The organism is Crocinitomix algicola (genome assembly GCF_001661595.2).
GTDB classification, from domain to species: Bacteria; Bacteroidota; Bacteroidia; order Flavobacteriales_D; family Crocinitomicaceae; genus Crocinitomix; species Crocinitomix algicola.
On record NZ_LYPF02000024.1, the window covers coordinates 62,887 to 84,449 of the forward strand.

A 21,563-nucleotide genomic window follows, 5' to 3' on the forward strand; every position below is an offset into this window, starting at 1 on the left:
CCGTCATTAACATTTTTACATGGATAAGTAAAAATTGTCCACACTAATTCAAGGAAGATTTTCCAGTACTTTTATAATTGGAAAAAAGAATTAGAATGAAATTTAACCGCGCTTATACCATTCAAGAAATTGCCGAGCTATTAAACGCACCGTTCGAAGGAAACGATACATTGATAGTGACCGGTATTAATGAAATCCATAAAATTGAACCCGGTGAAATTGTATTCGTTGACCATCCCAAATACTACAAAAAAGCACTAAATAGTGCCGCTGATTTAATTTTAATCGACCAGCGTGTAGATGAAATCCCTCCTGGAAAAGGGATAATTATTTGTGAAGCACCTTTTGATGCATTTAATCAATTAACCAAACATTTTTCACCTACCAAAGTTTGGACAGGAGCTCATGGAGACAACTTTAGCCTTGGAGAAAACACAGCAATTTATCCCAATGTTATTATAGGACATAATGTTTCAATTGGTAATAACTGCATGATTCATGCGGGGGTTGTAATTGGTGATCATACCGTAATTAAAGATGGTGTTACAATAGGTCCGAATTCAGTAATTGGGCACTATGCCTTTTATTACAAGAAAAAAGAAGGTATATATGATAGAATGCACACCTGTGGCAGGACGATTATTGAAGACAATGTCGAAATTGGAGCCCTTTCTACCATTGATAGGGGGGTGACTGGTGATACGATTATTGGAAAAGGGACTAAAATTGACAATCAGGTTCATGTTGGACATGATACCGTGATTGGAGAAAATTGCCTCTTCGCTGCTAATGTTGGGATTGCGGGCTGTGTAGTTATCAAAAACAACGTAACCTTATGGGGACAAGTTGGGGTTGTCAGCGATATCACAATCAATGATAACGTAACTGTTCTGGGACAATCAGGTGTAGGAGGAGATTTAGAAGAAGGCAAAACCTACTTCGGCTCACCATGTGGCGAAGCACGATCTAAATTCAAAGAATTAGCAGCATTTAAACGGCTGCCTTCAATCATTGAAAATTTATGATGAATGCTCAGCATCAAATAGTCGAAGAGTTAGAGCATCGGTTACTTTCAAATGAGTTTAAACTAAACTCACTTTTGGAAGTTACTAAATCCATTAATTTCAACAAGCCAGTCAGCGAGCTGTTGGAGATTTACAACTTTATCCTTAGGGAACAATTAGGTTTTCGAAAATTTGTCCTGTATAATCATCAAGAAGAGTGGCGAATTATATCAAAAATTGGTGTAAAAGGAAAAATAAAAGACTTAAATATTGAACGAGATATTTCTAAATTCAAAGAAATAACAATGATTGAGTCGTCTCACAAAAAATCCTTGAACAATTTTGATGTAATTATTCCTGTATATCATAAAGAAAAACCCCTAGCCTATTTATTTCTCGCGGGAATTAAGGATAAAAACCAATCGAATAAAGAAACATTTAACAACCTGAATTTTATACAAACCCTTACAAATATTATTGTAGTTGCGATAGAAAATAAGAGGTTAGCGAATGAAAGTATGAAACAACAACGCGTTAAACAAGAGCTCGAAGTTGCTTCTGAAATGCAACGATTACTCTTTCCTTCCGATTTACCTTCGAATAATAAAATTGATATTTCAGCCAAATATCTTTCTCATCACAAAGTAAGTGGAGATTATTATGATTATATACGTCTCAATAAGGACGAATTTATCGTCTGTATTGCTGACGTTTCAGGAAAAGGAATATCTGCAGCCATGTTAATGGCAAATTTTCAAGCGACGGTAAGAACATTATATAACTATCAAAGGCTTGATTTAGAAGAATTAGTTACGACACTAAACAACAAGGTATTTACCAGTGCGAATGGCGAAAAATTTATCACTTTTTTCATTGCTGAATACAATGCCAAAACGCGTAAATTAAAATACGTTAACGCTGGTCATAATTGGCCAATCTTAATTCGTGGTAATTCGTCTCAATTCTTAAACAAAGGATGTATTGGACTAGGGATGTTAGAAGAATTACCCTTTTTGGAAAGTGCTGAGATTGAGATAGAACACAACACCACCTTAATACTGTACACAGATGGAGTTGTCGAATTAGAAAACACAACTGAAGAACAGTTTGAAACCGAACGCCTAACGAAAATTGTTCAGAGCTTTTACCCCTTATCAATGGAGGATTTAAACGAAATTGTTTTTAGCAAATTGGATGATTGGCGAGGGCCAAAGAACTATGTTGATGATACCGCAATATTAAGTTGCAGAATTTTTTAAGTCCAAATATTAAAAATATCGGTGCATAAAAAAAGACAGCAATTAGCTGTCTTTTTTAGGTTTTTTCACGGAATTATAAAGTTACTTTCATTTGCAGATATTGCATTAATTCTTTACGAACCTCAGGTTCTTTAAATCGACCGCCAAACTCGCTTGTTACAGTACTACTTTGAATATCTCTTATCCCTCTTGAATTGACACAAAGATGTTTTGCATCAATAATACAAGCCACATCATCTGTACCTAAATATTTTTGAAGATGATTAACAATCTGCATTGTCAAACGCTCTTGCACTTGAGGACGTTTTGCGTAGTAATCCACGATTCTGTTCATCTTAGAAAGACCAATCACTTTTCCCTCTGAAAAATAAGCTACATGGGCTTTTCCTACAATTGGTAAAAAATGATGCTCACAAGTAGAATACACTGTAATATCTTTTTCAACCAACATCTCGTTGTATTTGTATTTATTATCAAAAGTAGATGATGTTGGCGCTTTTGCCGGATTTAATCCGCCAAAAATTTCTTTCACATACATTTTTGCTACCCTTTTGGGTGTTCCACTGAGACTGTCATCCGTTAAATCCAATCCCAAAGTCTGCATTATTTGCTCGAAGTGCTCTTCGATTTTTGCAATTTTTTCGTCGTCGGACAGTTCAAAGGCATCACTCCTCATAGGCGTGTCTCCGGAGCTCATTATGTGATTGTCTCCTACCTCGTCAATTATGTCTAAACCGTTTTTCATTTTATATATATAATTAGTGCAAATTTAGGGATATTTTCCCTTACCCCCAATCTTATCTCATAATATCAATAGCCTGTTCTTAATCTTACAACAAAATCACGCCGTCTTTTGTTCGTTTATCCTCCTTATTTCTTACAGTTAGCTATCTTTACCTTTTTTATAACCATGGAGAATCCTTTAAAAAAAGAACTGTTGGATCGATGTTATCGTTATTTAAACGATCGTATAGATACGTACAAAAATGCGATTGAAGAAGCACAGGGTTGCGCAAATAACGAAACTAAAAGTACAGCAGGTGACAAGCACGATACTTCAAGAGCTATGATGCAACTTGCTGTTGAGCAAAATGGGAAACACCTTGCAGAGGCCGAAAAATTAAAGGGTATTCTCGTTCAAATTGATCCCGATAAAACAATAACTACGGTTAGTCTTGGGAGTATTGTCTTTACCGACAAGGGAAACTTTTTTCTTTCAATTAGTGCCGGCAAAATAGAATCAAATCAAACTGTATTTTTTGCAATTTCTCCGGGTTCTCCAATTGGACAGGCCCTTCGTAATCATAAAAAAGGAGATGATTTTAACTTCAATGGGAATTGTTATCACATTTTAGATATCCAATAGTGCAGCTTGCTCACGAACAAAGGTTTTTAAATCACCTTTCAGTATAGGAACTTTACCTATACATTTCACTCCCGTATTCGCTAAAATTACCTTTTCTGTTTCCAAATTTGGTTCACCATTAAATATAATGCCTGCAATATTTATATTCCGCTGCTCTAACAATTCAATACTCAATAAAGTGTGATTTATACTTCCCAAGTAATTCTTAGAAACTAAAATCACCTCATCGGCAACTTCGGGAATTAAATCAATAATTAAATCACCATCATCATTTAATGGAACCATTAACCCCCCAGCTCCTTCAATCACAAGGTGATTATCAGTTTCTGGAACAACAAATGCGTCTGGAGCTAAACGAATTCCATCAATCCTAGCTGCAGCATGCGGCGACATAGGTTCTGTCAATAAAAATTGTTCTGACAAAATTGTTGTCTGCATATTTGAAATTGCATTTTTTACCCAATCAGAATCTAATTGATCTAGTTCTCCTGCTTGTACAGGTTTCCAATAATCAGCTTTTAGAGCTTCGACAACAATAGCGGAGCAAAATGTTTTTCCTATTTCTGTTCCAATTCCCGAAACAAAAATTCTTTTACGATTTTCTGCCATTATAAAAGACTTATTAATTTTTTTATTTCTTCTTCTGTATTAAAACTATGCAAACAAATTCTAATTCGTTCCTTTCCTTTTTCTACGGTAGGGGGAAGAATTGCTTTCACAATTAAACCTGCTTGATTAATTTCAGCCACTTTTTTATGTACGCTTTCAGTTTCACCAATCACTACGGCTTGAATTGGAGAATGGCTTTGGATAAGTGTAAATCCGCTGTTTTTTGTTTCATTCTGAAAATAATCGATTAAATTGAACAATTTAGTTCGTCGAGCTATAGACCTCCTAACTTCGTTGAGTAAAAACCTCAATCTTTGGATTGAAGCTGGAGGCAGGGCTGTTGTATAAATCAATGATCTTGAGAAATTAATTAAATAATCCTTTAAATCCTGACTCCCTGCTACAATTGCTCCATGACTTCCAAAAGCTTTACCAAAGGTCATTAACTTGGCATAAACTAAATGGTCCAATTTTAAGCTACTAACCAAGCCTTGACCCACATCTCCAAAAACGCCTACAGCATGAGCTTCATCTACAATTAAATAAGCCCCAAAACGCTGACATATCTTTGCTATTTCTTTAAGTGGAGCCTGATCACCATCCATAGAATAAACCGATTCGACAGCAACAAAAACAGTTCCTTCTATTAGCTTTAGTCGTTCTTCTAGGTGACCATAATCATTATGCCTAAAGTTAAAACTTTTAGCGTGACTTAGTTGAATGCCGTCTCGAATGGAAGCATGAATTAGTGCGTCATAAAGAATGGTGTCTCCACGTTGAGCGATGCAAGAGAACAAACCTAAATTGGCATCGTAACCTGAATTATAAAGTAAAGCCGCTTCGCTATTGAAAAATTCAGCCGATTCCTGCTCAAATAACGCTGCAATTTTAGAATTTCCAGAAATTAACCTCGATCCTGTAGCTCCTTCGTCGGCAGTATTCTCAAACCTTAATTTTGCCAACCCAAGATAATCATTAGAATAAAAGTCAACCCCAACCTCATGTAAAGTCAATGAGCGAAAAGCATTTGCTGCTTTTCGCTCATCTAATTTTCTTTTTATATGTTTCGGTCCAATCAATATAAACCTAATCTACGGTAACTTTTCGAGGCTCGAAATTAGCTGCTTTAGGCTTAGCATTTGCTCTTCTAGCTTCTCGTTCTTCTCTAATTTTTTTGGCTTTTTCCACCTTTTCATCGTGTTTCGTCTCTGGCTGCTCACCATCTTGAAATGGAGCTTTCGGAGTTAATCCTAGAATCTTAAATAATTCTGCATCCTCATTAAATTCAGGATTAGGTGTAGTTAAAAGTTTATCTCCGGCAAAAATTGAAGATGCCCCAGCCATAAAACAAAGTGCTTGTGCCTCTTGCGACATTTCTGTTCTTCCTGCTGATAAACGAATGATCGATTCGGGGAACATAATTCTTGAAGTTGCTACCATGCGTATCATATCCCAAACTGGAACTGGTTTTTGCTCTTCTAGTGGCGTTCCTTCCACTGCAACCAAAGCATTAATTGGAATTGATTCTGGCGGCTGTTCCATGTGCACATAGGTCATTAACATCCCTATCCTATCCTCTGTTGTTTCACCCATTCCAATAATTCCTCCTGAGCATACAGAAATTCCAGCTTGACGTGCATTTTGAATTGTATCTATACGTTCTTGATACTCTCTAGTAGAGATAATATCTTTATAGAATTCTTGAGAAGAATCAAGGTTGTGGTTGTATGCATATAAACCTGCATTTTTTAGACGTTCCGCTTGTTTTTCGTCTAACATTCCTAAAGTAGCGCATACTTCCATCCCCATGCCATTTATTTCCTGTACCATCTCCACTACTTTATCAAAGTCACGATTATCTCTAACATTTCTCCAAGCCGCTCCCATACACACTCGTGAAGACCCATTAGCTTTTGCATTTTTTGCTAAACCAACGACCTCTTTAACGGGCATCATCGCTTGTACTTCCAAGTCAGTATGATATTTCATAGATTGCGGACAGTAACTGCAATCTTCAGGACACCCTCCAGTTTTAATTGAAATTAAGGTGCTCATTTGTACCTCTAACGGATTATGATGCTCTCTATGAACAGTTGCTGCTTGGTACATTAATTCCATTAAAGGACTGTTGTACAAAGCTAATGCGGCTTCTTTATTTGAATATTTCGGATTGATCTTCATACTTCTCTTCTATTTTCTATTCAATAATACTTAAATTCTTTAATTTTTCATTCCTTGGATGAAACTATTCTACAAAATTATCATTTTCATAAAATTCTTCCATCTTTAAATTTCCCTGGGAATCATAATAACGATAAATGCCGTGCTTATCTCCATTTTTGAATTCGCCTTCTTCTTTTAAACTCCCATTTACATAATACCATTGACAAAACCCATGTTCGACACCATTCTTATAGGCTCCGTCAAACTCAACATTTCCCGACCTGTAATAAGATATTGATGGTCCATCTAAAATGCCATTATTCCAATTGGAAATGTCTCTAATTTTTTTGTTTTCGAACCAAAAAGTCCATTCCCCATCTTTCTTGCCTACTCTATATTTTCCTGCACTTTCTTTTACTCCATTTTCAAACCATGTAAAACTATATCCATCCAAAACATTGTTTTTAAAAGATAAGTCTTCTTTGAGTTGACCATTTTTGTAAAAATTTTTCCAAACACCTTCTTTATTATCCATTTCGTAAAATCCAACTGATCTTCGTTGACCGTTTTGATAATAACCGACCCATTCTCCATTTAACATTCCTTTTGTAAAGGTTCCCTCTTCCTTGGAGTCTCCACTTGGAAAAAATAAATGAAATGATCCATCCAACTTCCCTTCTTTCCAATTGCTTTCTTCTTTTAATGTACCATCTTGATACCAATACTTCCATGGCCCTTCCTCCAAATCATTTTTAAATGATCCTGCGGCGTCCTTTGTTCCATCTACTCTAAAAAAAAGCCATTCACCTTCTCGTTTACCCTTTTTGAAATCTCCAATACCGTATCCTCCCGCTACAGTCTCGTGCCGTTTACTGCTCGAACAGGAGGTTATGCCTACAATCAACATGATATATATCAGTCCACTGCGCATGATGCTTCAACTATTGTAATCGCTCCCAAATTAAATCTTTCAATTCCATCAACCCTTTTTGAGCAACTGACGAAATAAAACAATAGGGCAAATCTGGCAAATCTTTTCGGATTTCATCTTTTAATTCTTCATCCAGCATATCAGACTTAGAAATTACCAAAATTCGGGGTTTATCTCCTAAGTCTGGATTATATTGAAGGAGTTCGTTCACTAAAATTTTATATTCTTTATGAATATCATCTGCATCCGCCGGAACTAAAAATAGTAATAAAGAGTTTCGCTCGATATGCCTTAAAAAGCGTAACCCAAGTCCTTTACCTTCATGCGCACCTTCAATAATCCCAGGAATATCAGCCATGATGAATGACTTGTGATCACGATAAGAAACAATTCCTAAATTTGGAGTGAGGGTAGTAAAGGGATAATCGGCAATTTCTGGTTTTGCTGCAGAAACCACTGAAAGCAATGTTGACTTTCCGGCATTTGGAAATCCAACTAGGCCAACATCAGCCAGAATTTTTAACTCCAGTACAAACCAGCCTTCTTTTTCGGGTATGCCAGGCTGCGCATATTGTGGAGCTTGATTCGTAGCTGATTTAAAATGGACGTTCCCGCGACCACCTTTTCCTCCTTCAAGCAAAATTTCTTCTTGTCCATCTTCAGAAATCTCTGCAATAAATTCGCCCGTTTCCGCATCTCTTATAATGGTACCAACTGGAACCTCTAAAAAGACATCTTCGCCTTCACGTCCCGTCATCTGATTCTTTCCACCTGGCTCACCATGCTCAGCTTTAATATGTTTCTGATACTTCAGGTGCAACAAGGTCCATAATTGCGCATTCCCTTTAAGAATGATATGACCTCCACGACCGCCGTCTCCACCAGCAGGACCACCCTGAGCTATGTATTTTTCACGGCGCATATACCGCGAGCCTGCCCCACCTCTGCCCGATCGGCAATGGATCTTTACGTAATCAATAAAGTTTGACATTTCCCTAAAGTAATATTTAAAATGCTATTTTACGGCATCAATTGCCTTGTACAGGCGACTTGTCACATCGTCGATAGAACCTTGCCCATCTATTTTGATAAACTTATCTTGTGCTTCATAAAAACTTTTCACTGGGGCGGTTTCAGCACGATAAACTTGAATTCTATTTTCAATAACTTTAGGATCTGCATCATCCGCTCTTCCGCTCGTCTTTGCTCGTTCAAGTAGTCGCTTTTTTAATTCCTCTTCTTCAACATCCAATCCCAACATAACGGAAATACCTGTTTCTCGATCTGAAAGAATCTTATCCAAAGCCGCTGCTTGATTTTCAGTTCTTGGAAAACCATCAAAAATAAACCCACTTGCTTCTGGGTTCTTTTCTACTTCGGAAATCAATAAGTCTATTGTTACTTCATCAGGAACAAGCTGCCCCTTATCCATATAACTCTTGGCCAATTTCCCAAGTTCAGTTTCGTTTTTAATATTAGATCTAAAAACATCTCCCGTCGAGAGGTGAAATAAACCATATTTATTCACAAGACGTTCCGCCTGTGTTCCTTTCCCCGCACCAGGAGGGCCAAATAAAACTATGTTCAACATATTTCTTGTATCTTCGATTTGATATATCTCGCTTAAATTTCGTCCTAATTGATCATAATCGAGTCCATATCCCACCACAAATTTATTGGGAATATCTTTACCGACATAATCAACATTAAATTTTTTACTAAAAACTGATGGTTTGAACAATAAAGATGCAATTTTCAGACTTTCAAGGCCTTTATCTTTCAATAGATTCATTATTCTTTCAACAGTACCGCCAGTATCTACGATGTCTTCGATTAAAACAACATTCTTACCTTTTAAGTCCCTATCGAGACCTATTAACTGAGACACTATGCCTGTGGTTTCAGTTCCACTATATGAGGCAAACTTTACAAAGGTTAATTCACATTGTAAATCTATTTTCTTTACTAAATCAGACGCAAACATAAAAGAACCATTAAGAATGGCCATAAAAACCACTTCTTTACCTTTATAATCCTTATTTATTTGATCCGCTACCTTTTGAACACAGAAATCAATTTCTTGATGCGATAAGTAGGGGACAAAATTTTTATCGTGAATTTTAATCAAAGTCGCTGTTTTGCGCAAAAATACCAAATAACTATGGTATTTTAACAGTTTATACAAACCAATAACCTGAAAAAGTGTCAGTATGATCCGGCTAAACCTGTCAAAACTACCGCTTTAAAGTGTTTTTTGGGATTTGGAACTTAAATTGAAGTGCATAATTTGAATTTGAATTATACAAAAATGAACATCGATAAATTAACAACAAAAACACAACAGGTTCTAATGTCTGCGCAATCTATAGCAAAGATGAAAGGACAACAAAGCCTCGAGCCCGGCCATCTTTTAAAGGCCTTGATTGAGGTTGAAAACAGTATTATCCCATTTATTAATCAACAAATGGAGGTGAACACGGACATGATGGCTAAAACGGTTGACAGCATTGTAGCCGGTTATCCAAAAGTCGAAGGTGGTCAACTCTATATGTCGAACACCACAAATCAAGTATTTACAGATGCTTTTAAAGCCATGGCCGAGTTCAACGATGAATTCCTCGCAGTGGAGGTTTTGTTTTACGCATTGATAGACAAAAAAGATGCTATTGGGTCATATTTAAAAGATAGTGGGTTTTCTAAAAAGAAAGTAAAAGACGCCATTCTCAAACTTAGAAATGGAGAAAGCGTCAACTCACAAAGTAAAGAAGATACTTATCGCTCTCTTGATAAATTTGCGAACAATCTCAATGCGCTTGCGAAAGAAGGAAAGTTAGATCCTGTAATTGGACGAGATGAAGAAATAAGAAGAGTACTCCAAATTTTATCGAGAAGAAGAAAAAACAATCCAATACTAATAGGAGAACCCGGCGTTGGTAAAACAGCTATTGCTGAAGGTATTGCTCACAGAATAGTAAATGGTGATGTACCTGAGAACCTTCAGAGTCGCAAAGTTTATTCGCTCGACATGGCTGCTTTGGTGGCAGGAGCAAAATACAAAGGTGAATTTGAAGAAAGACTTAAAGCTGTAGTGCAAGAAGTAACCAAATCAGACGGTGAAATCATTCTTTTCATTGATGAAATACATACACTTGTAGGCGCGGGAGGCGGACAAGGCGCAATGGATGCCGCAAACATCCTTAAACCTGCTCTGGCAAGAGGTGAACTGCGAGCTGTTGGAGCAACAACTTTAGACGAATACCAAAAACACTTCGAAAAGGATAAGGCTTTGGTGCGTCGATTCCAAACCGTTTTAATAGATGAACCTTCTCAAGAAGATGCCATTTCCATTCTGCGAGGAATAAAAGAAAAATATGAAACGCACCATAAGGTTTTAATTAAAGATGAAGCCATCATTGCGGCGGTAGAACTTTCGCAACGCTACCTAACCGAACGACAACTCCCGGATAAAGCCATTGACTTAATTGATGAGGCAAGCTCAAGGTTAAGAATGGAAATCAACTCTAAACCTGAGGAACTGGATGAAATTGAACGAAAAATAATGCAACTTGAAATAGAGCGAGAGGCAATTAAACGAGAAAAAGATCAAGCTAAGCTCAACTTATTATCAGAAGAGTTGGCGGAACTAAATGATAGGAGGTCCGAATTTTTAGCGAAATGGCAAGCCGAAAAAAATCTCATTGATGCTATACAAGATGGGAATGAAAGCATGGAGCAATTAAAAATTGAAGCAGAACAAGCGGAGCGTGAAGGGAATTATGAAAAAGTGGCTGAGATTAGGTACGGTAAAATTAAAACTCTTGAAGAAGATGTTGCAAAAAGAAAATCTGAATTAGTTGAAATACAACAGAATTCAAAAATGATTAAAGAGGAAGTTGATGCAGAAGAGATTGCCGATGTTGTTTCAAGATGGACCGGAATTCCAGTTTCCAAGATGATTGAAAGCGAACGTGAAAAGCTTCTAAAAATGGAAGATGTTCTCAGTGAGAAAGTCGTTGGCCAGAAAGATGCAATTGTTGCTATTTCTGATGCTGTTAGAAGAAGTAGAGCTGGATTACAAGATGAAAAACGACCAATAGGTTCATTCATTTTCCTAGGGACAACAGGGGTAGGTAAAACTGAGTTGGCAAAAGTGCTTGCTGGTTATCTTTTTAATGACGAAAATGCACTAACGCGAATTGACATGAGTGAATATCAAGAAAAACATGCGGTAAGTCGTCTGGTAGGAGCCCCTCCAGGATATGTGGGATACGATGAAGGTGGACAATTAACTGAAGCAGTTAGAAGAAAACCATACTCCATTGTTTTACTGGATGAAATAGAAAAAGCACATCCCGATGTATTTAATATTCTCCTGCAAGTTTTAGATGATGGACGATTAACGGATAATAAAGGACGAACGGTAAACTTTAAAAACACGATTATTATTATGACCTCGAATTTAGGTGCCTCGATAATTAGTGATCGTTTTGAACATTTAACGGATAGCAATAAGAACCAAATTGTAACGGAAACTAAAGAGGAAATTTTTAGTTTGCTCCGTAAAACTATTCGTCCTGAGTTCTTGAACCGAATTGATGAAACGATTATGTTCCAACCGCTCACAAGAAAAGATGTTTTGGCCATCGTAAAAATTCAGTTCAAACAATTACAAGAACGCCTTAAAAATTCACGAATTGAAATTGATGCTACGGATGAGGCTCTAGAATGGCTCGCGTTAGAAGGTTACGATCCTCAATTTGGAGCACGACCAGTGAAAAGAGTTATTCAAAAAACATTGATGAATGAATTGTCCAAATCTATGTTGGCAGGGAAAATTTCCGCAGACAGCAATGTACTAATTGATTTGAAGGATGGGGAACTTCACTTTGAAAATGTAGTTTCATTCATACAGAATTAACAAAATAAACTTCCTAAAAGGTCGTCATATGAATGGCGGCCTTTTTTTTGTTCGTTACCAACTCAAAATAAGTTAACCTGTTTTTTTTGAAACCAATTCTGATAATTTCATATCTTGGCCCGTATTAAAACTACTATATTCTAACAACAATGCTTAAATCTATCTATCGATTTTTATCGCCTAAATTTCAATCAATTTTTTTAGAATACAAGGTTGACTTTAAACCGCGTACCTATGGAGCTGAAAACGCAAAAGCACATCCAGAATTATTTGCAATCATAAATAAAAACAGGTCCTTATATCAAGATACATTGACTGGTTTTTTACAGCATAAAGAAGTTTTTAATTCATTTAAAGAGGATAAAAACGAAACCAACCAAAACCTGCCTACCTGGAATAATCAATTTTTGCCTGGTTTAGATATTATAGCTATCTACGGAATGATTTGTAAGCATCAACCCAAAAAATACATTGAAGTTGGATCCGGAAACTCTACTAAAGTTGTTAAAAAAGCAATTAATGATAAAAATTTAGATACAAAAATCTATTCTATTGATCCATTTCCAAGAGCAAATATCGATCAACTTTCGGATGAGATTATTCGTCAACCGTTTGAAAATTTAAAAGATTTTAGTGTGTTTGATGAGCTAGAACGTGGTGATATTGTGTTCATTGATAATTCCCATCGTTGCTTACCAAACTCTGATGCAACCGTCTTCTTTTTGGAAGTAATGCCACGCTTAAAACCGGGTGTAATCGTTCACATTCATGATATTTATTTGCCCTATGATTACCCACAATTTATGTGTGACCGCGCATATTCGGAACAATATGTTTTAGCAGCCTTTGTCCTTGCAAACCCTAAAAAATACAAGACAATTCTACCTAATTTTTTCATAAGTGAAGACCCTACTTTAAAAACAGTTCTCAAGCCTATTTGGGAACTAGAAAACTTGAAAAACGTTGAACATCATGGCGGGTCTTTCTGGCTTGAAATATTAGAATAATTCTAAAAGTTTAGACAAAAAAAAACTGCCACTTTCAAAGCGGCAGTTTTCAATACAGTTAGTATTAATTATTTTAACAACTTCACTTTTACTGCCTTTACAGCATTAACAAGTTCCATTTTCTTTGTTTTCTCTGCTTTGTATTTTGTATAATCAGATTGTCTGTATGCGTCACAACCTCCATGACCAGAGCCACAGCTCACCATTCCTAATGTAAATACTCCAATTGCTCCTGCTAATAATACTTTTTTCATAATTCTTGTTTTACGGTTTTTTGATTTCTTTGAATTACATGTCGTAACGCATATTCTAAACGAAAATAATTAAAAAAAGTTACTCTTCCTAAAAAAAATGTTCACATCAGACAGTAAATCACGGTAATACATCAAGAATCGTACCAGATAAACACCAGTAAAAACAAGGCTTGACGGATAAAAACAAGCAATGTTATTAAATTAATAATTATTTGAAATTATAATGTGCTGCTATTTTATCATAAAGAATAGCACTCAGTTTATAATAACTTTCTACCGTCCATCCACCAACATGAGGAGATAAGATGGTTTTATTTGAATTGACAAGAAACTTCATTGCCTCAGGCATTTCCTTGTTTTGATCGAACATATTTTCAAACGATGATTTCTCATATTCTAAAACATCAAGACAAGCCCCAAGTATCTCGCCTTTTATCAACCCTTGCATCAAAGCTTCAGTATCAACTATTTTACCACGTGCCAGGTTGATAAGATAAAAGGGATTTTCAACTTCTTGAATAAAAGCAGCGTCAATCAATCCAATCGTCTCCGCATTTTGTGGAATGTGCAGACTTATGACTGTAGCCCTCTTCTGCAATTCAGCCAATGTTACTTCCTCCACATGACCATTCCCGAATCCAGATTTATATTTGTCGTATGCCAAAACCCGCACATCAAATCCTCTCAATTTACGCGCAAAAGCAGCTCCATTATTCCCATAACCAATTATACCAACGGTACGACCATCCAATTCTACCCCCCTATTGCCTTCTCTATCCCAAATTCCCCTCCGAATTTCCGAATCCCCTTTATTGAGCTTATTAAAAAGACTTAACAACATTCCTAAAGCATGCTCACCCACTGCATTTCTATTTCCTTCAGGAGCGTTGAATAAGGTAATATTACGGCTATTACAAAAAGGAACATCAATGTTCTCCATACCTGCCCCAGAACGTGCAATAAACTCTAACTTATGAGCTTTATCCAGTAAATCAGCATCCATTCGATAGCGGCTCCGAACAACAATACCGTGATAATCTATTAAATTTTCTTTTAACTCCAGAACAGACTGACTTGTTAAATCGTCACATTGCCACCCCTTAGCTTCTAATTTTTCTTGCAAAATTGGGTGAACGGTATCAATAAATGCCACTTTTTTCATGAGAATGATTTAAAAATAGACCAGGTAAGCCACCACAAAATAGATAGAAAGCCCTATAATATCATTAGATGTTGTGATAAACGGTCCAGTTGCTAATGCTGGATCAATTTTTAAACGATCTAAAACAAGTGGAATTAACGTCCCTAAGACCGCTGAAAATAAAACAACCACGAACAATGAAATCGCAAGGGTAATTGCTAACTTAGTTTCATCGGTGAAAAAAAAGCCGACTGTATAAATCGCTACGGCACAGATTAAACCTACGATCATTCCTACCATAGCTTCTTTTAACACACGGGTTAAAATGCCTTTCATTTGAAAATCGTTGCTGGCTAACCCTTGAACAACAATCGCTGATGATTGCACTCCAATATTACCTGCTGTCGAGGCAATAAGAGGAATAAAAAAGGCTAAGCTTGGTATATCAGCAATCGTCGCTTCATAGCCTCGAATGATTTGTGAGCTCATAACCCCTCCTGCTAATCCAATCAATATCCAAGGCAACCTCGAACGGGTGTTTTTTAAAATACTTGAAGAAGACTCTACATTTTCAGAAATACCTGAGGCCATTTGAAAGTCTCTTTCAGCCTCTTCACGTATTACATCAACAACGTCATCAATTGTAATTCTTCCAACCAATTTATGTTGAAAATCAACGACTGGTATAGCTACCAAATCATACTTTTCCATGATTTCAGCGACTTCTTCCTTACTATCATGCGTTTTGACGTAATGAATTTCTTCTCCTTTGAATAATTCACGAATCAATGATTTAGGGTCTGCAAATAACAATCGTCGCAATGATAAAATTCCTAACAGGCGATCCTCATCATCAGTAACATAAATAGAATAAACCTTTTCAACATCCTCAGCTTGCTTGCGCATTTCGAGAACACATCGTCTTACTTGCCAATTTTCTTTTGCTACAATATATTCCGTCTGCATTAATCCCCCGGCAGAATCTTCGTCATAGCGCAAAAGGTCAATAATGTCCGATGCGTGCTCCTGATCAATCATGTGAGATATTACCTCCTCTTTATTCAAGTCAGGCAATTCGCCCAATAAATCGGCCGCATCATCCGTATTCAGTTGATCAACTTGTTCGGCTATTTCACTGGAAGAGAATAACTTTAAAAAACTCTGACGGAAATCGTCTTCCAACTCCATTAAAGCTTCCGCAGCCTTTTCTTCTTGTAAGAGTTCGTAAACAGTTTTTGCTTCGTCTTGATCCAAGTTTTCAAGCACATCTGCAATATCTGCTGGGTGAAGTTGATTGATAAATTCTCCTATTGACTCTTTTTGGCCAAGTTCAACTTGCTCTTTAAGTTGCTCAAGATATTGTTTCGTCAATTCAAATTTCATCTCCCGCAATTTAAGGCAAAGATAATTACTTTTTAAGAACCGTTTATGAATCCTTAAAAAGAGCAGGTTTATAGAAAAATAGTGCTAAACTAACACCGATCTCTTTCCAAAGAATATTACAAAGTTGAAGGACACACAAAGTCAGTCCTTTGCAGCGAATCTACTTTTTTAATTGCTCCATATCCACCCAAAACGTCAATCAAATTATGATATCCTCTTGATTTTAAAATTGATTCAAAAATAACAGAACGATAACCTCCCGCGCAATGCACATAATACGTTTTGTCCGCGTCGAGATTATCCATGTTGAAGTGAATCGTATCCAAAGGTTCATGAATTGCATCTACTAAATGTTCTGAGTCATATTCACCCTCTTTTCGCACGTCTAAAACGGGATACTTTGTAGCGGTTACTTCCTTGGCAAAATCTTCTGCACTGATGGTTTTAATAGAATCAAGCTCATTTCCTTCAGCCTTCCATCCTTCAATTCCTTCAGCTAAATACCCTACTGAATTATCGTAGCCAATACGAGACAAACGGGTTACCGCTTCCCCTGCTCTATCTTTGGAAACGATGAGTACAATTTCCTGACGAATATTGGGTATTAAAGCACCAACCCATGGAGCAAAACCTCCATCTAATCCTATAAAAATAGAACCGGGAATATGGGCTTTGACAAAGTCTTTTTGATGTCTAACATCTAGCATTAATGCTCCTTTTGAAACCTTGCTCTTAAATTCAACCGTTGACAATGGTCGTGTCCCTGATTTGATAATATCATCAATTGATGTATTTATTCCTTTATTCATTCGAACATTTTCTGGAAAATACTGCGGTGGAGGCGTTAAGCCAGTTAGAACCTCTTCAATGAACTCTTCTTTAGTCATATCCGAACGTAATGCGTAATTTACCTCTTTCTGATGTCCTAGAGTATCGAATGTTTCTTTACTCATTTTTTTTCCACATGCAGAACCCGCTCCATGTCCAGGGTATACCGTTACAGCATCTGCCAATGGCATAATTTTATTTCGCAGAGAATCATATAATAATCCCGCCAAATCATTTTCGGTTAAATCTCCTTGTTTAACCGCAAGATCCGGACGACCAACATCTCCAATGAATAGCGTATCTCCTGTAAATATGCACACATCAGTACCACTTTCATCCTTCAGCAAAATAGTGCTAGACTCAAGCGTATGTCCCGGAGTATGTAACCAAACAAAAGAAATATCTCCTACATGAAACAATTCCTGATCTTTCGCTTCATGAAAATCATAAGCGGCTTTTGCAGAAGGGCCAAGCACGATTTTTGCACCAGTTTTACGCGCCAAATCAACCTGTCCTGAAACAAAGTCGGCATGAAAATGCGTCAAAAAAATGTATTTTATGCTCGCCTCATCCTTTTTAGCTCTCTCAATATAGGGTGCTGTCTCTCGCAATGGATCAATTATAACCGCTTCACCTTTTGATTGTATGTAATATGCTGCCTCTGCAAGACAACCTGTATATATTTGTTCTACTTTCATGTTCTCAAATTCTGGTGCAAAGTTAAAATTTTTATCCCGATTATTGAAAGGATAAGTACTAATCCTTCAAATAGACTGAAATAGTAGATTACTGCCCTCAATCATGAGAATATTCGCAATTTTAAACCTCCATTTAGGGGTTAACATTATCTTTGAATTCAATTTTTAAAATTTGAAACATTATATTAACATCGAATCGTCGCTGAATTGGTACAACCTAATTCAGCGTATTAATAGTGATCATATTTTACTGAACGATGACCGCGGTAATTTTATTTTGGGCTGGAATCCCATCGATGAAATTATCTTACCCAAAGGACAGTTCAATTCGGAAAAAACTCAAGCATTTTTAAACAAAAATAAGGAGAGTTATATTTTTGGATACCTTTCTTATGATATCAAATCTCCTGAAACGAACTTTATCCCAATAAAAAAAGATAAACGCGATTTTAATGACCTTCATTTTTTTGCGGCAAATCACGTTATTATATATAATCAAAAGCAAGGAACCTATTTTGGAAACTATACAAAACAAGAGCTCAATAATTTTCTTACTGAACCTCGTGATTTGGATGATAATTACCAATCTTATCCTCCTATCAAATTGATTGCGGAAACTGATCATCAAAAATATTTAACCCAATTGGAAAGCATTAAAAATCATATTCAATTCGGCAATATCTATGAAATGAATTATTGTGTTAATTTCTCTGCCGAATACAAAGATTTTGCTCCTCTCCAAACCTATAAAAAGCTCGTTCAAAATGCAATTCCACCGTTTGGAGCATTTGTCAACACTTCTGACTTGTGTATCTTAAGTGCGTCCCCCGAACGTTTTGTAAGAAAAACTGGATCAAAACTGATAAGTCAACCAATCAAAGGAACCGCTAAACGTGGAAAATCTGAGGCCGAAGACAAGCAAATAGCGATTACGTTAAAAGCTGATCAAAAAGAACGGGCAGAGAACGTCATGATTGTAGACCTCGTGAGAAATGATTTGTCTAAAATTGCTAAAAAAAATTCAGTTCAAGTTCCCGAATTATGTGAAGTTTATAGCTTTAGAACTGTGCATCAACTCATTTCAACAGTTACCTGCGAAGTTCCAACAAATATTAATTTCTCGGATACGTTAAATGCGCTTTTCCCGATGGGTTCTATGACTGGTGCTCCAAAAATAAAAGCAATGGAAATTATTGATGAATTTGAAAACTTTTCTCGAGGAATCTATTCAGGTGCCATTGGTTATTTTGATCCAAATGGTAACTATGACTTCAATGTTGTCATTCGTACCCTAGTACAAGACAAAATAAAAAAAACCTTATCTTGTAGTGTTGGGGGAGCTATCACGATTCAATCAAACCCTCAAAAAGAATACGAAGAGTGTTTATTAAAACTAAAAGCAATTGAGGATACCCTATGTTAGAAAAATTCAAATCGCTCTTAAAAAATGAGTTTGACCACTTTAAAGACAAAAAAATTTTTTTAGCAATTAGCGGAGGAAAAGACTCAATGACTTTAAGCCATCTTTTATTGGCGACAAATATTAAACATACCCTGCTCCATTGTAATTTTAAATTAAGAGAAAATGATTCAGATGAAGATGAATCATTCATTCTTAATTACGGAAAAAAGAATAATCTTCCTGTTTACACCATATCATTTGATACAAAAGCTTACGCAAATAAAAACAAAGTAAGTATTCAAGAGGCCGCTAGAAGTCTACGTTATAACTGGTTTAACAGTTTTATTTCAGAATCGAATTGTCGTTTGCTCACTGCGCACCACCTCGACGATAGCATCGAAACTTTTTTTATCAACCTGTTGCGCGGTACCTCAATTGAAGGATTGAGCGGAATTCCAATGTACAATGACAAAATAATACGTCCGCTTATCCATTTTTCTCAAGAAGAAATTATAGATTACGTAAAAGCAAATCAAATCATCTTTCGACAAGATGAATCTAACTTTGAAGACAAGTACCTTCGGAACGACATCAGGCATAACATCATTCCTCTACTTGAAACAAAAGGAGAAAAATTTAAAGTTAAACTTGCTCAGACGATGGAATCTATTAAATCAAGTTCATTATTCATTGAAGAAAAAGCACTTGAATTTTTCAAAGAACATTTCATAAAAACCGCTGAAAACAGTTTTAGTATTGATAAAAATACGTTGTCAAATCAAGCTCAAATTTTATTGGAATATATCCTAAAACCATTCAATATCCAACGTTCTCAACTCAAATCGTTTAATCAGTTTTTGAAAAGTAAAACAGGTTCAAGTTTTTATTCCCACGATTTTCATTTCTTGTTAAACCGCGATATTGTTGAAATTCATAAAATAATTAAAGATACACCTTTCGAACCGCGCGAAATTAGTCAACTCCCATTTCAGCTGAAAGATAAAAACCAAGAGATTACGCTTACAAAACTGAATTCGAGTGAGGGGATAATTTACACGAACAACCCGCTCTATCTTAACCTCAATTCGCTAAAACTGCCATTAATCATAAGAACCTGGGAAAAAGGTGATCGTATACAACCTTTAGGAATGAAAGGTTCAAAGTTGATTTCAGACATCCTAATCGACAAAAAAATTTCCCTTGTAGACAAAAAAAACATTAAAATTTTAGCCGATCAAAACACGATTGTCGCTGTTGTTGGCATTTGCATTAGTGAAAAACATAAAATCACTTCCCAAATCAATTCAGTCGTTGAAATTTTATTGAATAATTAATTGTTTTTTTTTGGGCCGCTCCCCTAATTCCACTACGTTCCATTAGCGTCAGGCTTTCCGCACTCGCTTCCGCCCGCCCGCCCGTCTCAGACGGGCGGGCGAAGAGCTTAAACAATCGCTCCAATCCTTAGCGGAGAGTGCATCAACTAGTTAACAGTTAATCAACCTCTCCTTTCAATCAATCACTTTAACAGTCTAAATTTAACCAAGGTATTAGCAAATTTTATCAAACAATAAGCATACTTCGTTATCCATCATTAGCTAAACTCAGAATATCAAACGTAGATCACAGAAGGCAGAAGTTTGAATCATCCAATAACCGCACTTCATCATTCAACATTCTTCATTCGTTATTCATCATTCTTCATTCGTTATTCATTATTCATTATTACTTAAACTCAGAATATCCATGTCAATCGCAAAAGACAAAAGGTTGAATCATCCAATAACCACACTTCATCATTCAACATTCTTCATTCGTTATTCATCATTATTTAAACTCAGAACATCGAATGTCGATCACAGAAGGCAGAAGGTTGAATCATCCAATAACCGCACTCCATCATTCAACATTCTTAATTCGTTATTCATCATTACCTGAACTCAAAATACCGAATGTCAATCGCAAAAGGCAGAAGGTTGAATCATCCAACAACCTCACTTCATCATTCAACATTCTTAATTCATTATTCATCATTACCTGAACTCAAAATACCGAATGTCGATCGCAGAAGGCAGAAGGTTGAATGATCCAATAACCTCACTTCATCATTCAACATTCTTCATTCGTAATTCATCATTACCTGAACTCAAAATACCGAATGTCAATCGCAAAAGGCAGAAGGTTGAATCATCCAATAATCTCACTTCATCATTCAACATTCTAAATTCATTATTCATCATTACTTAAACTCAGAATATCCCATGTCAATCACAAAAGGCAGAAGTTTGAATCATCCAACAACCACACTTCATCATTCAACATTCAACATTCATCATTCATCATTCATCATTACTTAAACTCAGAATATCGAATGTCAATCGCAAAAGACAAAAGGTTGAATCATCCAATAACCACACTTCATCATTCAACATTCTTAATTCGTAATTCATCATTACTTAAACTCAGAATATCGAATGTCAATCGCAGATGGCAAAAGGTTGAATCATCCAACAACCTCACTCCATCATTCTACATTCTTCATTCGTTATTCATCATTATTTGAACTCAGAATATCCCATGTCAATCACAAAAGGCAGAAGTTT

Annotated in this window: 21 protein-coding genes; 9 read left to right on the top strand and 12 right to left on the bottom strand. The window is 36.2% G+C overall.

Annotation, left to right across the window (positions count from 1 at the left end):
• Nucleotides 1-95: 95 nt before the first annotated feature.
• Together A8143_RS14285 and A8143_RS14290 are read left to right on the top strand one after the other, a co-directional pair.
• Nucleotides 96-1,025, top strand: a complete 930-nt coding sequence (locus A8143_RS14285; protein ID WP_066759525.1) for a UDP-3-O-(3-hydroxymyristoyl)glucosamine N-acyltransferase — start codon at nt 96-98, stop codon at nt 1,023-1,025.
• Nucleotides 1,022-2,263 (top strand): PP2C family protein-serine/threonine phosphatase, encoded by a 1,242-nt coding sequence (locus tag A8143_RS14290; RefSeq protein ID WP_070138445.1) that lies wholly within the window; start codon nt 1,022-1,024, stop codon nt 2,261-2,263. Before A8143_RS14285 ends, A8143_RS14290 begins: the two co-directional genes overlap by 4 nt.
• Before the next feature lie 73 nt (nt 2,264-2,336).
• Here the strand turns inward: A8143_RS14290 and folE are convergent, their stop codons facing one another.
• The gene (gene folE / locus A8143_RS14295) at nt 2,337-3,008 is read right to left on the bottom strand and encodes a GTP cyclohydrolase I FolE (RefSeq protein ID WP_066759529.1); all 672 of its coding nucleotides are present in this window, start codon (nt 3,006-3,008) and stop codon (nt 2,337-2,339) included.
• 165 nt (nt 3,009-3,173) lie between these two features.
• Between folE and A8143_RS14300 the strand changes: the two genes are divergently transcribed.
• Nucleotides 3,174-3,629, top strand: coding sequence for a hypothetical protein (locus A8143_RS14300; RefSeq protein ID WP_066759531.1), 456 nt, complete (start codon nt 3,174-3,176; stop codon nt 3,627-3,629).
• Here A8143_RS14300 and bioD read toward each other — a convergent pair.
• From bioD to A8143_RS16715, 6 genes are all read right to left on the bottom strand, one after another.
• Nucleotides 3,615-4,238, bottom strand: coding sequence for a dethiobiotin synthase (gene bioD, locus A8143_RS14305; protein WP_066759532.1), 624 nt, complete (start codon nt 4,236-4,238; stop codon nt 3,615-3,617). The two genes, A8143_RS14300 and bioD, sit on opposite strands and share 15 nt — an antisense overlap.
• A complete protein-coding gene (locus tag A8143_RS14310) occupies nt 4,238-5,317 on the bottom strand; it encodes an aminotransferase class I/II-fold pyridoxal phosphate-dependent enzyme (RefSeq protein WP_245676517.1) in 1,080 nt (359 codons plus the stop codon). The genes bioD and A8143_RS14310 overlap by 1 nt, the downstream gene beginning before the upstream one ends.
• 7 nt (nt 5,318-5,324) lie before the next feature.
• The gene (gene bioB / locus A8143_RS14315) at nt 5,325-6,419 is read right to left on the bottom strand and encodes a biotin synthase BioB (RefSeq protein ID WP_066759534.1); all 1,095 of its coding nucleotides are present in this window, start codon (nt 6,417-6,419) and stop codon (nt 5,325-5,327) included.
• 64 nt (nt 6,420-6,483) lie between these two features.
• Nucleotides 6,484-7,332, bottom strand: coding sequence for a toxin-antitoxin system YwqK family antitoxin (locus A8143_RS14320; RefSeq protein ID WP_070138446.1), 849 nt, complete (start codon nt 7,330-7,332; stop codon nt 6,484-6,486).
• Nucleotides 7,333-7,342: 10 nt separating this feature from the next.
• Nucleotides 7,343-8,323 carry a GTPase ObgE gene (gene obgE / locus A8143_RS14325; protein WP_066759536.1) on the bottom strand — a complete coding sequence of 327 codons (981 nt, stop codon included), beginning with the start codon at nt 8,321-8,323 and terminating at the stop codon, nt 7,343-7,345.
• A 24-nt stretch (nt 8,324-8,347) separates the two neighbouring features.
• Nucleotides 8,348-9,460 (bottom strand): adenylate kinase, encoded by a 1,113-nt coding sequence (locus tag A8143_RS16715; protein ID WP_083261406.1) that lies wholly within the window; start codon nt 9,458-9,460, stop codon nt 8,348-8,350.
• Nucleotides 9,461-9,640: 180 nt separating this feature from the next.
• Between A8143_RS16715 and clpB the strand changes: the two genes are divergently transcribed.
• Both clpB and A8143_RS14340 read left to right on the top strand, forming a co-directional pair.
• On the top strand, nt 9,641-12,250 hold the full coding sequence (gene clpB, locus A8143_RS14335; RefSeq protein WP_066759537.1) for an ATP-dependent chaperone ClpB: 2,610 nt from the start codon (nt 9,641-9,643) through the stop codon (nt 12,248-12,250).
• Nucleotides 12,251-12,399: 149 nt separating this feature from the next.
• Nucleotides 12,400-13,257, top strand: a complete 858-nt coding sequence (locus A8143_RS14340; protein ID WP_066759539.1) for a class I SAM-dependent methyltransferase — start codon at nt 12,400-12,402, stop codon at nt 13,255-13,257.
• 68 nt (nt 13,258-13,325) lie between these two features.
• Here the strand turns inward: A8143_RS14340 and A8143_RS14345 are convergent, their stop codons facing one another.
• From A8143_RS14345 to A8143_RS14360, 4 genes are all read right to left on the bottom strand, one after another.
• On the bottom strand, nt 13,326-13,511 hold the full coding sequence (locus A8143_RS14345; RefSeq protein ID WP_066759540.1) for a hypothetical protein: 186 nt from the start codon (nt 13,509-13,511) through the stop codon (nt 13,326-13,328).
• Between the two features lie 208 nt (nt 13,512-13,719).
• Complete coding sequence (locus A8143_RS14350; RefSeq protein WP_066759541.1) at nt 13,720-14,673, bottom strand: NAD(P)-dependent oxidoreductase; 954 nt, start codon at nt 14,671-14,673, stop codon at nt 13,720-13,722.
• Nucleotides 14,674-14,682: 9 nt separating this feature from the next.
• Complete coding sequence (mgtE, locus tag A8143_RS14355) at nt 14,683-16,035, bottom strand: magnesium transporter (RefSeq protein ID WP_066759542.1); 1,353 nt, start codon at nt 16,033-16,035, stop codon at nt 14,683-14,685.
• Between the two features lie 116 nt (nt 16,036-16,151).
• On the bottom strand, nt 16,152-17,561 hold the full coding sequence (locus A8143_RS14360; protein ID WP_066759548.1) for an MBL fold metallo-hydrolase: 1,410 nt from the start codon (nt 17,559-17,561) through the stop codon (nt 16,152-16,154).
• Nucleotides 17,562-17,733: 172 nt separating this feature from the next.
• On the opposite strand from A8143_RS14360, the gene pabB reads away from it, so the two are divergent.
• The 4 genes from pabB to A8143_RS17340 all read left to right on the top strand — a co-directional run bounded on the left by pabB (nt 17,734) and on the right by A8143_RS17340 (nt 21,047).
• Nucleotides 17,734-18,984 carry an aminodeoxychorismate synthase component I gene (gene pabB / locus A8143_RS14365; RefSeq protein ID WP_066759550.1) on the top strand — a complete coding sequence of 417 codons (1,251 nt, stop codon included), beginning with the start codon at nt 17,734-17,736 and terminating at the stop codon, nt 18,982-18,984.
• The gene (gene tilS / locus A8143_RS14370; RefSeq protein WP_066759552.1) at nt 18,978-20,297 is read left to right on the top strand and encodes a tRNA lysidine(34) synthetase TilS; all 1,320 of its coding nucleotides are present in this window, start codon (nt 18,978-18,980) and stop codon (nt 20,295-20,297) included. The genes pabB and tilS overlap by 7 nt, the downstream gene beginning before the upstream one ends.
• A 409-nt stretch (nt 20,298-20,706) precedes the next feature.
• A complete protein-coding gene (locus A8143_RS17150; RefSeq protein WP_139134370.1) occupies nt 20,707-20,898 on the top strand; it encodes a hypothetical protein in 192 nt (63 codons plus the stop codon).
• Between the two features lie 14 nt (nt 20,899-20,912).
• A complete protein-coding gene (locus A8143_RS17340) occupies nt 20,913-21,047 on the top strand; it encodes a hypothetical protein (protein ID WP_262485625.1) in 135 nt (44 codons plus the stop codon).
• A gap of 18 nt (nt 21,048-21,065) precedes the next feature.
• Here A8143_RS17340 and A8143_RS17345 read toward each other — a convergent pair whose 3' ends face one another.
• Nucleotides 21,066-21,200, bottom strand: a complete 135-nt coding sequence (locus A8143_RS17345) for a hypothetical protein (protein ID WP_262485626.1) — start codon at nt 21,198-21,200, stop codon at nt 21,066-21,068.
• Nucleotides 21,201-21,563 lie beyond the last annotated feature (363 nt).

What these genes read in the sequence shown, in the direction of transcription:
- A8143_RS14285 (WP_066759525.1), top strand. Translation starts at nt 96, where the DNA reads ATGAAATTTAACCGCGCTTATACCATTCAAGAAATTGCCGAGCTATTA.
- A8143_RS14290 (WP_070138445.1), top strand. Translation starts at nt 1,022, where the DNA reads ATGATGAATGCTCAGCATCAAATAGTCGAAGAGTTAGAGCATCGGTTA.
- folE (WP_066759529.1), bottom strand. Translation starts at nt 3,008, where the DNA reads ATGAAAAACGGTTTAGACATAATTGACGAGGTAGGAGACAATCACATA.
- A8143_RS14300 (WP_066759531.1), top strand. Translation starts at nt 3,174, where the DNA reads ATGGAGAATCCTTTAAAAAAAGAACTGTTGGATCGATGTTATCGTTAT.
- bioD (WP_066759532.1), bottom strand. Translation starts at nt 4,238, where the DNA reads ATGGCAGAAAATCGTAAAAGAATTTTTGTTTCGGGAATTGGAACAGAA.
- bioB (WP_066759534.1), bottom strand. Translation starts at nt 6,419, where the DNA reads ATGAAGATCAATCCGAAATATTCAAATAAAGAAGCCGCATTAGCTTTG.
- A8143_RS14320 (WP_070138446.1), bottom strand. Translation starts at nt 7,332, where the DNA reads ATGCGCAGTGGACTGATATATATCATGTTGATTGTAGGCATAACCTCC.
- obgE (WP_066759536.1), bottom strand. Translation starts at nt 8,323, where the DNA reads ATGTCAAACTTTATTGATTACGTAAAGATCCATTGCCGATCGGGCAGA.
- clpB (WP_066759537.1), top strand. Translation starts at nt 9,641, where the DNA reads ATGAACATCGATAAATTAACAACAAAAACACAACAGGTTCTAATGTCT.
- A8143_RS14340 (WP_066759539.1), top strand. Translation starts at nt 12,400, where the DNA reads ATGCTTAAATCTATCTATCGATTTTTATCGCCTAAATTTCAATCAATT.
- A8143_RS14345 (WP_066759540.1), bottom strand. Translation starts at nt 13,511, where the DNA reads ATGAAAAAAGTATTATTAGCAGGAGCAATTGGAGTATTTACATTAGGA.
- A8143_RS14350 (WP_066759541.1), bottom strand. Translation starts at nt 14,673, where the DNA reads ATGAAAAAAGTGGCATTTATTGATACCGTTCACCCAATTTTGCAAGAA.
- mgtE (WP_066759542.1), bottom strand. Translation starts at nt 16,035, where the DNA reads ATGAAATTTGAATTGACGAAACAATATCTTGAGCAACTTAAAGAGCAA.
- A8143_RS14360 (WP_066759548.1), bottom strand. Translation starts at nt 17,561, where the DNA reads ATGAAAGTAGAACAAATATATACAGGTTGTCTTGCAGAGGCAGCATAT.
- tilS (WP_066759552.1), top strand. Translation starts at nt 18,978, where the DNA reads ATGTTAGAAAAATTCAAATCGCTCTTAAAAAATGAGTTTGACCACTTT.
- A8143_RS17150 (WP_139134370.1), top strand. Translation starts at nt 20,707, where the DNA reads ATGTCAATCGCAAAAGACAAAAGGTTGAATCATCCAATAACCACACTT.
- A8143_RS17340 (WP_262485625.1), top strand. Translation starts at nt 20,913, where the DNA reads ATGTCAATCGCAAAAGGCAGAAGGTTGAATCATCCAACAACCTCACTT.
- A8143_RS17345 (WP_262485626.1), bottom strand. Translation starts at nt 21,200, where the DNA reads ATGATGAATAATGAATTTAGAATGTTGAATGATGAAGTGAGATTATTG.